Here is a 14042-nt window from a genome sequence, read left to right on the forward strand (position 1 = left end):
GCAGATCGGCTTCAACAGCGAGCAGACCACCACCCCGTTCACCCGCACCGTCATCGCCGGCTCCGGCAACTCGATCTCGGCCCCCTCGCCGCAGACGTCCGGCGGCCAGAGCCACACCTTCACGTCGTGGTCGGACGGAGGGGCAGCCTCTCACCAGGTCGTGGCGCCCGCGACGGCGACCACGTACACCGCCGTCTTCACGCCGGTGCCGCCCACGACCGGCCTGGTGGCCGCGTACGGCATGAACGAGGGCACGGGCAGCGCGGTCGCCGACTCCTCCGGCGGCGGCAACCACGGCACCGGAACGGGCACGAGCTGGACGGCGAGCGGCAGGTACGGCCGGGCCCTGTCCTTCAACGGCCTCTACAGCTGGGTCAACGTACCCGACTCGGCCGGCCTGCGGCTGACCGGCGGCATGACGCTGGAGGCGTGGGTGCGGCCGGCCTCCGTCAGCAACTGGCGGACCGTGGTGATGAAACGGCACTCGGGCGGCCTGGCCTACGCCCTCTCCGCGGGCGCGCCGGACCAGCGCGCGCATGCCCGTGTGCATACGACGGCCGCGGCCAACCTGGCGAGCACCGCCGCGCTGCCGGTCAACACCTGGTCCCATCTGGCGGCCACGTACGACGGCGCCGCCATACGCCTGTTCGTCAACGGCGTCCAGGTGTCGCAGCAGGCCGTCACCGGAAACATCCGCACGGACGGCGGCGCGCTGCGGATCGGCGGCAACAGCCTCCTGAGCCAGGTCTTCAGCGGGCAGATCGACGAGGTCCGCATCTACAACGGGGCGCTCACCCAACCCCAGATCCAGACCGACATGAACACCCCCGTGAGCTGACCCCGCGACTCGCGGACGACCCGCCACAGAGGCCCGGCCGATCCTCTGTGGCGGATGCGCTGGGTGGGACGTTCGGGCAAGATGGGGAGGAACATTACGGATCTTTCGGGGGTGTAGCTGTCGATGGCCGGCCTGGCTCTTCACTTCCAAGCGCTCGACGACTGCGGATCGGCGGCTCGCGGGGTGGCCCGGGAGATCGCCGACCTGGTCAGCGGTTATCCGGCCAAGAGCACCGACTCCTCGATCTTCGGGAAGCTGGCCGACTCCTCCGGCCTGGCCGCCCTCATCGACAAGGTCGAGAACGTGGTCGACAGCGAATTGGGAGACGCCCAGGGCAAGTTCGAAGGCGTCGAGCGCGCCCTGGACAAGGTGCGGGACAACGTGCGCGCGGCCAACAAGGCCAGCGAGGTGGCGACGTGATGGGGGTGGCCGAGAAGATCACCACATTGCCGGGCGGCGCTGAGCTCGCCGGGATCCTGCAGAACCTCAGTGGCAGCCCTGACACCATCCGCGGCATCGCCAAGCGGTGGCGGAGCGCGGCGAGCAAGACGGGCGACCACGCCGGCCGGATCAAGACGGCGGTCACGGACGTGGACGAAGCCTGGCAGGGAGCCTCGGCCGACGCGTTCGTCACCTACATGGCCGGCTATCGCAAGGCCGGACACGACCTGCATGACGCGCTCAACAGCAGCGCGAACGCGCTCGACACCGCCGCGACCACGCTGGAGACGGCCAGGGCCAAGGTGGGCACGATCTGCGGCAACCTGCTCGACGACGTCGACGCCTACACCAGGGCGCATCCCGACGCCGACGACGACGCCTACACCAAGGCCGTCTCGCCGCTGGTCAGCGCGGCGACCTCGGACGCCAGGCCGCACGCCGGCGACGCGAGCGCGGCCGTGACCGAGGCGATGAAGAACATCAATCACCACCTGGGCGAGCGGGACGCGACCTTCGCCGCCATCAAGTCACCCGGCGACCAGACGTTCGTGCCGGGGCCCGGTCACACCGTCCGCTGGGAGCCGACTCCGGACATCCAGCAGACGTCGTTCCAGAGCGGAGACGGAAAGCAGGGCGGCTCGGTGACGCCCGGCACGTCCGCCGGCCACCAGGGCGGCTCCGCCGGAGCCGGCCCCGGCGGCCCGGCTCCGCAACCTCTGCCGTTCTCACCGGGCACCGCCACCGGGGCCCGCATCGTCGAGGCCGCGCGACTGCACCTCGGCAAGCCGTACGTGTGGGGGGCCGACGGGCCGTCGGCGTTCGACTGCAGCGGGCTCGTCTTCTACACCCTCAACCAGGCGGGCATCAAGATCGGTGACACGACCGCCGCCGGCTATCAGGCGAGCGGGCAGCCGGTCTCGACGCCGCAGCCGGGTGACATCGTCTTCTTCGGCCAGCCCGCCGGCCACGTGGGCGTCTACATCGGCGACGGCAAGATGATCCACGCGCCCCATCCGGGCGCGCAGGTCACGGTGGGGGTGGTGGCGAACGACGGACGCGCCGTGAGCTACCGCCGCTTCACCTGACCGCTCGACGACGCCGGAATGAAGCCGCTCCGGGCTTGACTGGATCCTCGACTATCGCCTCGAACCCGGGGAAACCGTATGAAAAGGATCCTGCTCGCTTTCGTCCTGGCCATGGCGTCGCTCGCGCTCCCCGCAGCGGCCCACGCGCGCCCGCCCGCCGTCATCTTCGACACCGACATGGACTTCGACGACGCGGCGACGCTGGCCTACCTCTCGCAGGAGCACCGGGCGGGCCGCATCGACCTGCGCGCCATCACGGTGACGAACACCGGCGCCGGCTTGCCGGGCCGGGCGATCCGGCACGCGAGGTGCCTGGCCGAGCGCTTCGGGCTGCGCGACGTGCAGATCGCCGACGGGTCCGGCACGGCGGCCAACTCCTTCCCCGCCGAGCTGAGACAGCTCTTCGACAGGGTGCTGGAGGCGGCCACCCCCGGATGCGCCGCCGCCGAGACGCCGTCGAAGGAGCGCGCGCCCGAGCTGATCAGGAAGGTGCTGCGCGCCGACCCTGCGGCCCAGATCATCGCCACCGGCCCGCTCGGCAACCCGGCCGCCGCGCTGCCCGCCTCCGCCGCCAGGCTGACCACGATGGGCGGAGCGGTGCGGGTGGCCGGAAACCTGTGTTGCGGCACCCCGCCCGAGTTCGACGGGACGCAGGAGTTCAACTACTGGCTCGACCCGGCGGCCGCGCGGGCGGTGCTCACCAGGAGCGGCGGGACCGTGCGCGTGGTGCCGCTGGACGCCGCCAACCAGGCGCCCATCACCAGCGTGTTCCTGGACCGGCTGGCCGCCGACCACGGCACGCCCGCCGCCGCCACCGTCCTGGGGATCGTCACGCATCCCGAGGTCCAGCCCCTGATCGCGGCCGGTCTGCTCTACTGGTGGGACCCGCTGGCCGCGATGAGCGCCGTGCGTCCCGGGCACGTCGAGTTCGCCACCGGACGCCTGGACGTGGTGCTGACGGGCCCCTCGGCCGGGCGCACGTTCCTCTCCCCCACCGGCGGCCCGCTCCGGTACGGCATCGCGGCCGGCCAGGCCGCGTTCGAGCAACGTTTCCTGGACACCCTGAACGGCCGGCCCTGACCGGCGAACCCGCGGATCCGCGGCGCATTCTTGCCGGTGACGAAGGTGACGCATGAACGGCACGCGGGTAGGCGAGACTCATGCGCATACTCGTTACCGGCGCCCGCGGCAAGGTCGGCGCCGCCGCGGTGCACCGGTTGGTGCGGGCCGGGCACGAGGTGACCGCGGCCGACAACGCGCCGGCGGTGGAGGAACGCGGCCGCGACGCGGCCTACATCCAGGCTGATCTCGCCGACGCCGGGCAGGTGGCCGCGGTGGTGCCCGGCCACGACGTCGTGGTGCACGCCGCCGCCATCCCCAGTCCCAAGCACCATCCCTCGCACGTGATCTTCCAGAACAACGTGATGGCGACCTACCACCTGATCGAGGCGGCGGAGCGGGCCGGGGTCGGCCGGTTCGTGAACATCTCCAGCGAGACGGTGCCGGGCTTCTCCTTCCCCCGCCGCTACTTCCACGCCGACTACGCGCCCATCGACGAGGAGCACCGGGTCCGGCCGCAGGACCCGTACGCGCTGGCGAAGTGGTTCGGCGAGGAGCTGATGGACGCCTCGGTGCAGCGCAGCGACCTCGCGGGCGTGTCCATCCGGCCGACGTGGGTGCAGTGGGAGGGCAACATCGAACGCAACCTCGGCCCGGTCGTGCGCGCGCGGGGCGCCGAGACGAGCGCGTCCTTCTGGTCGTACGTCTCCGTCTACGACCTGGCCGCCCTCATCGAGGCGACCGCGACCTCGGACGTGCCCGGTCACGAGGTCGTCTACTGCGCCGCCCAGGACAACGCGGCCGGCCACCCGCTGCACGACCTGGTGCGCCGGTACTTCGGCGACGAGGTGGAGCTGCGGCCGCAGGAAGGCGGGCACACCTCCGGGATCTCGTGCGCCAAGGCGGCCCGCCTGTTCGGCTGGCGGCCCGCGCACGGGTGGCGGGACCTGCTGGACGGCGACGGCCGGCTCCGGCCGGCGGCCCGCGAGGCGCTGGCCACCGGCGGCACCGGTGTGCAGCTCGGCCTGGCCGCGTCGTCCTGATGCCGCACGCGGGCACGTTGTCCGCCTGGGCGCCGCTGCGCCGCCCGGCGTTTCGCGCACTCTGGATGGCGCAGTTCGTGGCCAATGTCGGCACCTGGGCGCAGACCGTGGGCGCGCAGTGGCTGATGGGCGATCTCGGCGGCGGCACGCTGGCCGTGGCGCTCGTGCAGACCGCCGGCACCCTGCCCGTGTTCCTGCTGGTGGTGCCGTCCGGCGCGCTGGGCGACATCCTCGACCGGCGCCGGCTGCTGCTGACCGGGCAGGCGCTGATGTGCGCCGGCGCCGCCGGGCTGGCGGTGCTCACGGCGGTGCGGATGGTCACCCCGTGGTCGCTGCTCCTGCTGATCGGGCTCATGAGCATCGGGCAGGCGCTGTCGGTCCCGTCCTTCCAGGCGATCCAGCCCGAGCTGGTCAGCCGGGAGGAGATTCCGCGGGCGGCCATGCTCAACGGGGCCAACGCGAACGTGGCCCGCGCGGTGGGGCCGGCGCTGGGCGGGGCGCTGATCGCCGTCATCGGCCCGGCCGCCACGTTCGCGTTCAACACCCTGTCGTTCCTCGGCGTGCTGCTGGTGCTCTACCAGTGGAACCGGCCGCCCGACCACCGCCCGCTCGGCACCGAGCACGTGCTCGGCGCCGCCTCGGCGGGGTGGCGCTACATCCGCCACGCGCCGATGTTCACCGCCGTGCTCACCCGCTCGGCCCTCTTCACCCTTTTCGCCGCGGCCCTGTGGGCGCTGCTGCCGGTCATCGCGCGGGAGAACCTGCGGCTGAGCGCGAACGGCTATGGGCTCCTGCTGGGCAGTGTGGGCGTCGGCGCCGTGGCCGGCGCCTTCGTCATGCCCCGGGTGAACGACAAGGCGGGGCCGACCGCCGTGGTGAACATGGCCATGGCCGTCTACGCGGTCGCGATGACGGTCGCCGGCGTGGCGCACTCGACCGTCCTGGTCTCCGTCGCGCTGGTCGTGATCGGGCTGACCTGGATCGCGGTGCAGTCGACGCTCAGCGCCGCCGCCCAGATCCTGCTGCCGGCCTGGACCCGGGCCAGGGCTCTCGCCTACTTCCAGCTCGTGTTCATGGGCGGGCAGGCGCTCGGCGCCGTCGCCTGGGGCGCCATCGCGAACGCCAACCTGAGCACGGCCTTCCTGATCGCGGGCGCCGGGCTGCTCCTCGCCACCGCGATCAGCGTGGTGACGCTGCCCCTGCCCGAGCGCCGGCTGGACATGACCACCGTCCAGCACTGGCCGGAGCCGGCTCCGGTCCGCTTCCACTCCGACGCCGGCCCGGTGCTCGTGAGCGTGGACTGGCACGTCCCGCCGCCGAACGCGGAGGAGTTCGTGCACGTCATGCACCAGGTACGCCGCTCACGCAAGCGGACGGGCGCGAACCTGTGGGGCCTGTACCAGGACGTCGACGACCCGACCCTGTTCGTGGAGACGTTCACCATCGCCACCTGGCACGAGCACCTGCGCCAGCACCTGGAGCGCGGCACGGTCAGCGACCGGGAGCTGGAGGAGCGGGCCCACCGGCTGTTGGTGACGGGCACCGGGCCACGCGTGCGGCACCTGATCTGGGCCGAGAGCGTGTGCAGCAGGCCCGAGCGGAACGCGCAGCAGTTCGGGCACGGCCTGTGGCGCCGCGTCCTGGGCGATCGGCGGGTCTCCTGACCCGGATCGCCAGGACGCGGCGCGTCCAGTGGCGGAGTGCTACTCCACCACCACCGCGGCCTCGGCGAACTGGGCCGAGTACAGGCCGGCGTAGGCGCCGCCCGCGGCCAACAGCGACTCGTGCGTGCCCTGCTCGACGATCCGCCCGTTCTCCATGACCAGAATCAGGCTGGCGTCGCGGATCGTGGAGAGCCGGTGGGCGATCACGAAGCTGGTGCGCCCCTCGCGCAGCGAGCTCATCGCCCGCTGGATGAGCACCTCGGTCCGGGTGTCGACCGAGCTGGTCGCCTCGTCCAGGATCAGGATCGCCGGCTCGGACAGGAACGCCCGCGCGATCGTGATGAGCTGCTTCTCGCCCGCGCTGACCGTCGCGCCCTCCTCGTCGATCACCGTGTCGTAGCCGTCGGACAGCGTGTGCGCGATGCGGTCGACGTGCGCGGCCTCCGCGGCGGCCTCGATCCGTTCACGCGTGGCGCCCTCCGCCCCGTAGCCGATGTTCTCCGCGATCGTGCCGCCGAACAACCAGGTGTCCTGCAGCACCATGCCGATGTTGGCGCGCAGCTCCTCCCTGGACATCTCCGCGACGTCGACGCCGTCGAGCGTGATGCGGCCGCCGGTCACCTCGTAGAAGCGCATGATGAGGTTGACCAGCGTGGTCTTGCCCGCTCCCGTGGGGCCGACGATGGCCACGGTCTGACCGGGCTCCACGGTCAGCGACAGGTTCTCGATCAGCGGCCGGTCCTCCGCGTAGCGGAAGGACACGTCCTCGAACGCCACGCGGCCCCTGACCTGCTCGGGCCGTGCGGGCTCGGCGGGCTCCCCGGACTGCTCGGGGGCCTCCAGCAGCTCGAAGACCCGTTCGGCCGAGGCGATGCCCGACTGCACCAGGTTCGCCATGCCGGCCACCTGGGTCAGCGGCTGGCTGAACTGCCGGGAGTACTGGATGAAGGCCTGCACGTCGCCCAGCGAGATCGAGCCCGACGCCACCTTGAGCCCGCCCACCACGGCGACCAGCACGTAGTTGAGGTTGCCGATGAACATCATCGCCGGCTGGATGATCCCCGAGATGAACTGGGCGCGGAAGCTGGAGGCGAACAGGGCCTCGTTGTGCTCGCTGAAGGTCTCGGCGGCCTCCTTCTGCCGGCCGAACACCTTGATGAGCGTGTGGCCGCCGTACATCTCCTCGATGTGGCCGTTGAGCTTGCCCGTCGAGGACCACTGCTTGACGAACTGCGGCTGCGACCGCTTGCCGATGACCGCCGTGACGATGATCGAGACCGGCACCGTGACCAGCGCGATGAGCGCCAGCACCGGTGAGATCCAGAACATCATCACCAGCACGCCCACCACCGTCAGCACCGACGAGATGAGCTGGCTCATCGTCTGCTGCAGCGTCTGGGCGATGTTGTCGGTGTCGTTGGTGGCGCGGCTGAGGATCTCGCCGCGTGGCTGGCCGTCGAAGTAGCTCAGCGGCAGCCGCGCCAGCTTGGCCTCGATCTGCTCGCGCAGCCGGGACGCCGCCCGCTGCACGACGACCGTGGTCAGCCGGAACTGCGCGATCCCGAGCGCCGCCGCCAGCAGGTAGATCGCCAGCACCCAGCCCAGCACCTGGGCCAGCGCGGTGAAGTCGATGCCCTGGCCGGGCACGACGCTCATCGCGGACACCATGTCGGCGAAGGTGTCCTGGCCCTGGGCGCGCAGGCCCGCCACGGCCTGTTCCTTGGTGCTGCCCGCGGGCAGCCCGCCGCCGATGATGCCGGAGAAGATCAGGTCCGTGGCCTGGCCGAGGATCTTGGGACCTGTCACGGTCAGCGCGACGCTGACCGTGCCGAGGGCCAGGACGACGGCCAGCAGCGTGCGCTCGGGATGCAGCAGGCGCAGCACGCGGCGGAGCGAGCCGCCGAAGTCCAGGGCCTTCTCGGCGGGCCCGGACATCATCCGGGCCGGCCCGGGTTCGGGCCGGGGGCGGCGCGGGGACGTCTGTGCGGTCATGCCGCGGCCTCCTGTTCCGTGAGCTGGGACAGAACGATCTCCCGGTACGTCGGGCAGGAGGTCATGAGCTCGGCGTGGTCGCCGCTGCCCACCACACGGCCTTCGTCGAGCACGAGAATGCGGTCGGCGTCGCGGATCGTGTTCACCCGCTGGGCCACGATGACGATCGTGGCGTCCGTGATCTCCTCGGCCAGTGCGGCGCGCAGCCGGGCGTCGGTGGCGTAGTCGAGGGCGGAGAAGGAGTCGTCGAACAGGTAGATCTCCGGCCGGTGCACCAGGGTCCTGGCGATGGCCAGGCGCTGGCGCTGGCCGCCGGAGACGTTCGTGCCGCCCTGGGAGATCGGCTCCTCCAGACCGCCGGGCAGCGCCTCGACGAACTCGCGGGCCTGGGCCACCTCAAGGGCCCGCCACAACTCCTCGTCGGTGGCGGCCGGCCTGCCGTACCTCAGGTTGGAGGCGACGGTGCCGGAGAAGAGATAGGGCGACTGCGGCACCAGGCCGACCGCCCGGGACAGCACGGCCTGGTCGAGGTCGCGCACGTTGAGGCCGTCGACCAGCACCTCGCCGTCGGTCGCGTCGAACAGGCGGGGGATGAGGTTGAGCAGCGTCGTCTTGCCGCTGCCCGTGCTGCCGATGATCGCGGTGGTGCGGCCGGGCCGCACCGCGAAGCTGACCTCGCTCAGCACCGGCTCCTCGGCCCCCGGATAGCGGAAGCCCACGGACCGCAACTCCAGCTCGCCGAGCCTGCTGTCCGGGGTGAGGGGGGTGGCCGGCGGGTGCACGGTCGGCTCGGTGCCGAGCACCTCCTCGATGCGCTCGGCGCAGACCTCCGCGCGCGGGATCATCATGAACATGAAGGTCGCCATCATCACCGACATGAGGATCTGCATCAGGTAGGAGATGACCGCGGTCAGCGCGCCCACCTGCATGTCCCCGTCGGCGATGCGGTGGCCGCCGAACCAGACCACGGCGACGCTGGACACGTTCACCACCAGCAGGACCGCGGGGAACATCAGCGCCATCAGCCGCCCGACCCGCAGCGACACGTCGGTGAGCTGGGCGTTGGCCACGCCGAAGCGCTCGCGCTCGTGCTGGTCGCGGACGAAGGCCCTGATGACCCGGATGCCGGTGATCTGCTCGCGCAGCACCTGGTTGATCCGGTCGATGCGCTCCTGCATCGTGCGGAAGAGCGGGCGCATCCGCAACACGATCACACCCACGATGACCACCATCACGGGCAGCACGACGAGCAGCAACGACGACAGCGCCGCGTCGTGCTGGAGCGCCAGCACGATGCCGCCGACGCACATGATCGGCGCGGCGACCATCATCGTGAACGTCATCAGCACCAGCAACTGGACCTGCTGCACGTCGTTGGTGGTCCGGGTGATCAGGGACGGCGACCCGAACCGGTTGACCTCCTGGACGGAGAAGTCCTGCACCCGGTGGAAGATGGCGGCCCGCAGGTCCTTGCCCAGGGCCATCGAGATCAGGGAGCCGTAGTAGACGGCCACGATCGAGCAGGCGATCTGGATGAGCGTCACACCGAGCATCACCAGCCCGATGCGCATGATGTAGCCGGTGTCGCCGGTGACGACGCCCTTGTCGATGATGTCGGCGTTGAGTGTGGGGAGATAGAGCGTGGCCAGCGTCTGCACGAACTGGAAGAGGACGACGAGCGTGATCTCTTTCCGGTACGGCCTGAGCTGGACCCGCAGCAGGCGGAGCAGCATCTAGGAGGTGCTTCCTGTCGGAGGGGTGGTGGGGGAAGGCCGCACGAGCAGCCCGTCGAGCAGCACGGAGACGATCTCCGCGTCATCCATGTCGCCGGAGTCGCCGGAGTCGCCGCCGTGGCCGAAGGCGCGGTGCACGGTGACCGCGATCAGCATGAGCAGCAGCTGGGCCGTGGCCTCGGGAGAGCGGCGCAGCAGGTGACGGTCGGGCTCCACCAGGGCGGCGAGCCCGGCCAGCGTCCGCCGCCGGTCGTCGATCATCCGCTCGTGGAACTCGGCCTTGTCGGCCAGCAGCTCTCTGGGCGCGGCGATGAGGTTGGCGTTGTCGTTCATGCCGCCGTGCAAGATCGTGACGGCCTCGCGCAGCCGCGCGCGCAGCTCGGTCGTGGTGTCGATGGCCGCCAGCGCGTCCAGGGCCGGCTGCGGGTCGAACGCGCTCATCAGCGCCGCTCGCAGCAGGGAGACCTTGTCGGGGAAGACGCCGAAGATCGTGCCTTCGGCCACGCCGGCGGCCTCGGCGATCTGGCGGGTGCTGACGGCGGTGCCGTAGGCGCGCAGCAGGGGGATGGTGGCGGCGATGAGTGCGGCACGACGGTCTTCAGGCGCCATGGCCGGCACCCTTCGCCTTCTGGTCATGCGGGACATACTAATGAGCGAGTACTCACTCGTTCAAATCATTATATTTCGCGACGCAGTCGGCGGGCTCCGTCCGGCCTTCTGGGCCGGACGGAGCGGGTGTTCGTCAGCCGCTCCAGGGGAGCGCGTCCGTGGGCCAGAGCTGGGACTGCCGCTTGACCGTCTTCGGGGCATTGCCGCCCACCCGGCAGCGGAAGCCGTGCGGGGGCACGACCAGCGAGATCAGGTAGTCGTCGATGGGCACCGTGCTGCACTCGTCCTTGCCGTAGATGCGGTGGCCCCAGCCCTCATAGGTGATGAGCACCGCCTTGCGGCCGAGCTGCCTGGCCACGTTGGCGGACCACGCGTACGGAGTGGACGGGTCGTGCAGCGAGTTGCCCAGCAGCAGCGGAGCGCTGCCGGTGTAGCGCAGGCGGTGTTGCGGGTTGGTGACGGGATGACCGAGGCAGACGGGCAGGTCCTCGATCGGCATCGGGTTGAGGCGCATGTCCGGCGCCCGGCGGCCGGAGCTGCGCAGCAGCGCCGCGTACTCCTGGTGATCGCGCACCCGGAACCGGTAGTCCGCGCACAGGATCGCGGTCGGAAGCCGCGCCGTCTCCCCCGTCACGGGCTGACGGCCGGGCAGCGGGGGCAGCCACTCCGGCGGCGTCCCGCCGTCCAGGGCACGCAGCGTCTCGCTCAGCAGTTGCCAGGCGGGACCTTCGTTGCCCAGCACGCCCTGCCAGAGCACCTGCAGCTCGGTCATCGGCCGGTCCGGGACGCCCGGGTAGTACAGCTCCCCGGCCCGCGCCCTGGCCAGCAGTTTCTCCCACAGCGCCCGGACGTCCCGGCCGTGCAGGGCGCAGCCGCTCTCGTGCTCGCACCAGGCGACGAACTCGTCGAAGGCGTCCTCGACGGCCGCGGCCTCGGTGTCGAGGAACGCCTTGACGCCGAGGCTGTGGTCCATGTTGCCGTCCAGGACCATGGCCCGGATCCGGTTCGGGAACAGCTCGGCGTACATCTGGCCGATCAGGGTCCCGTACGAGATGCCGTAGAAGGTGAGCTTGTCCTCGCCGAGGGCGGCGCGGAGGGCGTCCAGGTCGCGTGCGACGTCGACCGAGTCGACGTGGTCGTACAGGGGGCCGGTGCGGGCCCGGCAGTCCTTGCGCAACCGCTTGGCGTAGGCCGTCCACCTGTCGAAGTCGGCCTGACTCGTCATGACCGCGTACGGCATCCGGTTGTACACCGACGCCGAGCAGACCACCGGATGGCTGCGGCCGACCCCCCGGGGATCGAAGCCGACGATGTCGAACCGCCGCTGGAGCTCCTCGGTGAAGAAGTCCGGCGCGCCGAAGGCGGCCTCCACCCCGGACCCGCCGGGACCGCCCGGGTTGATCACCAGCGATCCGGCGCGCGCGGCGGGGTCGGTGGCCTTGCGCCGGGCGACGGCCAGGCCGACGGTGGCGCCGCGCGGGCGGCTCCAGTCGATCGGGACGGCGAGCGTGCCGCACTCGGCCGACGGCTCCTCCGCGCAGGGCGCCCAGGCGATGCCGCCCGGCGCGCCGGCTCGGGCGGCGGCCGGCGACAGGACGGCTCCGGTGGCCGCGCCGGCCGTCGGAACGGATAACACCGCCGTCGCCACGACGAAGGCGGCGGCGAGCAGCGGAGATGTCCTTCGCACCTTGCTCCAATCCTCGGTCGATCAGGCGGCCGGCTCGGATGCGCGTGGCCGGTCTAGATGTGGCCGGTCTAGATGATGCCTGGACGGCCGCGGGCGCGAAGCAAGATGAGAAATATTCTGCTGAGCGCCGTCACCGTCCGTACGGGCTCGCGACAAGACATCGGCCCATGGGGCGCGATGCCCCAACGGCCTCACAAGACGGAATAGGCTCGTGCGTGCAGTCGGTCCGGGGCGCGAGGTAAGGGGAACGGGTGAGCAAGTCGTTCGTGCATCTGCACGTACACACCGAGTACAGCATGTTGGACGGCGCGGCCAAGATGAAGCCGCTGTTCAAGGAGGCCGAGCGGCTCGAGATGCCCGCCATCGCGATGTCCGACCACGGCAACATGTTCGGCGCTTACGAGTTCCAGAAGGTCGCCAAGAGCAGCGCGGTCAAGCCGATCATCGGCATCGAGGCCTACGTGGCGCCGGAGAACCGGTTCGTGAAGAAGCCCGTCTTCTGGGGGCAGCGCGCCGAGACCGGGGTGGCCGACGGCGAGGGCGGCAAGGACGTCTCCGGCGGCGGCCGGTTCACCCACATGACCATGTGGGCCAAGGACGCGGCCGGGCTGCGCAACCTGTTCAAGTTGTCCTCGCTGGCCTCGTTCGAGGGCTACTACTCCAAGCCCCGCATGGACCAGGACCTCATCTCCCAATACGCGAACGGGATCATCGCCACCACCGGCTGCCCCTCCGGCGCGGTCCAGACCCGGATCCGGCTCGGCCAGTACGACGAGGCCGTCAGGGTGGCCGGCGAATACCAGGAGATCTTCGGCAAGGAGAACTACTTCCTGGAGCTGATGGACCACGGCATCGACATCGAGCGGGACGTCCGCGCCGACCTGCTGCGCCTGGCCGAGCAGGTCGGCATCCCGCTCCTGGGCACCAACGACAGCCACTACGTGACCGAGGACCAGGCCGACGCGCACGACAGCCTCCTGTGCGTCGGCGTGGGCAAGAACAAGGACGACCCCAACCGGTTCCGCTTCAACGGGTCGGGCTACTACCTCAAGAGCGCCGACGAGATGTACGCCCTGTTCAAGGAGCTGCCGCAGGCGTGCGACAACACGTTGCTGGTGGCCGAGATGGTGGGCGACTACAGCGACGTCTTCACCTACGTCGACCGCATGCCCCAGTATCCCGACGTGCCCGAGGGCGAGACGCAGGAGTCCTGGCTGCGCAAGGAGGTCGAGCGCGGCCTGGAGCTGCGTTACGGCACCCCGGTGCCGCCCGAGGTCACCGAGCGCTACGAAACCGAGATGAAGGTCATCGGCCCGCTCGGCTTCTCCTCCTACTTCCTCGTCGTCGCCGACATCTGCCAGCACGCCCGTGACAACGGCATCGCCGTGGGGCCGGGCCGAGGCAGCGCCACCGGCTCGATCGTCGCCTACGCCACCCGCATCACCGAGCTCGACCCGCTGGAGCACGGCCTGCTGTTCGAGCGGTTCCTCAACCCCGAGCGCATCAGCCCGCCCGACATCGACCTCGACTTCGACGACCGTCAGCGCGAGCGCATGGTCAACTACGTCACCCAGAAATACGGCACGGAAGCGACCGCGCAGGTCAACACGTTCGGCACGATCAAAGCCAAGGCCGCCGTCAAGGACGCCAACCGCATCCTCGGCTATCCGTTCGCCATGGGCGACAAGATCACCAAGGCGATGCCGCCGGACGTCATGGGCAAGGGCGTCCCGCTGGCGGACATGTTCAACGAGGACCATCCGCGCTACATCGAGGGCGCCGAGATCCGCTCTCTCTACGAGAACGACGCCGACGTGCGCAAGGTCATCGACACCGGGCGCGGCATCGAGGGCCTGATCCGCGGCACCGGCGTGCACGCCGCGGCGGTCAT

Annotated in this window: 11 protein-coding genes; 7 read left to right on the forward strand and 4 right to left on the reverse strand. The window is 70.7% G+C overall.

The genetic code is table 11. The features are described from left to right. The 6 genes from ACWD0F_RS50805 to ACWD0F_RS50830 form a co-directional block, all read left to right on the forward strand. On the forward strand, nucleotides 1–838 hold an 838-nt coding region (locus ACWD0F_RS50805; protein ID WP_449890172.1), incomplete at its 5' end, for a LamG domain-containing protein. 123 nt (nucleotides 839–961) lie between these two features. Continuing rightward, the gene (locus tag ACWD0F_RS50810) at nucleotides 962–1258 is read left to right on the forward strand and encodes a hypothetical protein (RefSeq protein ID WP_449890174.1); all 297 of its coding nucleotides are present in this window, start codon (nucleotides 962–964) and stop codon (nucleotides 1256–1258) included. After that, nucleotides 1258–2364: a bifunctional WXG100 family type VII secretion target/C40 family peptidase gene (locus ACWD0F_RS50815; RefSeq protein WP_449890189.1), complete on the forward strand. Its 1107-nt coding sequence runs from the start codon at nucleotides 1258–1260 to the stop codon at nucleotides 2362–2364. Before ACWD0F_RS50810 ends, ACWD0F_RS50815 begins: the two co-directional genes overlap by 1 nt. Nucleotides 2365–2442: 78 nt before the next feature. Then, nucleotides 2443–3444, forward strand: a complete 1002-nt coding sequence (locus tag ACWD0F_RS50820; protein ID WP_449890175.1) for a nucleoside hydrolase — start codon at nucleotides 2443–2445, stop codon at nucleotides 3442–3444. An 80-nt stretch (nucleotides 3445–3524) separates the two neighbouring features. After that, entirely contained in the window at nucleotides 3525–4466 is a 942-nt protein-coding gene (locus tag ACWD0F_RS50825) for an NAD-dependent epimerase/dehydratase family protein (protein ID WP_449890176.1), read from the forward strand. After that, the gene (locus ACWD0F_RS50830) at nucleotides 4466–6130 is read left to right on the forward strand and encodes an MFS transporter (protein ID WP_449890178.1); all 1665 of its coding nucleotides are present in this window, start codon (nucleotides 4466–4468) and stop codon (nucleotides 6128–6130) included. The genes ACWD0F_RS50825 and ACWD0F_RS50830 overlap by 1 nt, the downstream gene beginning before the upstream one ends. Nucleotides 6131–6169: 39 nt before the next feature. On the opposite strand, the gene ACWD0F_RS50835 is transcribed toward ACWD0F_RS50830, so the two are convergent. From ACWD0F_RS50835 to ACWD0F_RS50850, 4 genes are all read right to left on the reverse strand, one after another. Next, nucleotides 6170–8122, reverse strand: a complete 1953-nt coding sequence (locus ACWD0F_RS50835) for an ABC transporter ATP-binding protein (protein WP_449890179.1) — start codon at nucleotides 8120–8122, stop codon at nucleotides 6170–6172. Further along, nucleotides 8119–9855 carry an ABC transporter ATP-binding protein gene (locus ACWD0F_RS50840; protein ID WP_449890181.1) on the reverse strand — a complete coding sequence of 579 codons (1737 nt, stop codon included), beginning with the start codon at nucleotides 9853–9855 and terminating at the stop codon, nucleotides 8119–8121. Before ACWD0F_RS50840 ends, ACWD0F_RS50835 begins: the two co-directional genes overlap by 4 nt. Next, on the reverse strand, nucleotides 9856–10464 hold the full coding sequence (locus ACWD0F_RS50845) for a TetR/AcrR family transcriptional regulator (RefSeq protein WP_449890183.1): 609 nt from the start codon (nucleotides 10462–10464) through the stop codon (nucleotides 9856–9858). Nucleotides 10465–10597: 133 nt separating this feature from the next. After that, entirely contained in the window at nucleotides 10598–12151 is a 1554-nt protein-coding gene (locus tag ACWD0F_RS50850; RefSeq protein WP_449890185.1) for an alpha/beta fold hydrolase, read from the reverse strand. 251 nt (nucleotides 12152–12402) lie between these two features. Here ACWD0F_RS50850 and dnaE point away from each other — a divergent pair. After that, a partial coding sequence (gene dnaE, locus ACWD0F_RS50855) for a DNA polymerase III subunit alpha (protein WP_449890187.1) occupies nucleotides 12403–14042 on the forward strand: 1640 nt, incomplete at its 3' end.

Source organism: Nonomuraea sp. NPDC002799, from assembly GCF_053592075.1.

Excerpts from the sequence above, each read along its gene's own strand:
- ACWD0F_RS50815 (WP_449890189.1), top strand. The coding sequence starts at position 1,258 with ATGGGGGTGGCCGAGAAGATCACCACATTGCCGGGCGGCGCTGAGCTC.
- ACWD0F_RS50820 (WP_449890175.1), top strand. The coding sequence starts at position 2,443 with ATGAAAAGGATCCTGCTCGCTTTCGTCCTGGCCATGGCGTCGCTCGCG.
- ACWD0F_RS50840 (WP_449890181.1), bottom strand. The coding sequence starts at position 9,855 with ATGCTGCTCCGCCTGCTGCGGGTCCAGCTCAGGCCGTACCGGAAAGAG.
- ACWD0F_RS50845 (WP_449890183.1), bottom strand. The coding sequence starts at position 10,464 with ATGGCGCCTGAAGACCGTCGTGCCGCACTCATCGCCGCCACCATCCCC.
- ACWD0F_RS50810 (WP_449890174.1), top strand. The coding sequence starts at position 962 with ATGGCCGGCCTGGCTCTTCACTTCCAAGCGCTCGACGACTGCGGATCG.
- ACWD0F_RS50825 (WP_449890176.1), top strand. The coding sequence starts at position 3,525 with ATGCGCATACTCGTTACCGGCGCCCGCGGCAAGGTCGGCGCCGCCGCG.
- ACWD0F_RS50835 (WP_449890179.1), bottom strand. The coding sequence starts at position 8,122 with ATGACCGCACAGACGTCCCCGCGCCGCCCCCGGCCCGAACCCGGGCCG.
- ACWD0F_RS50830 (WP_449890178.1), top strand. The coding sequence starts at position 4,466 with ATGCCGCACGCGGGCACGTTGTCCGCCTGGGCGCCGCTGCGCCGCCCG.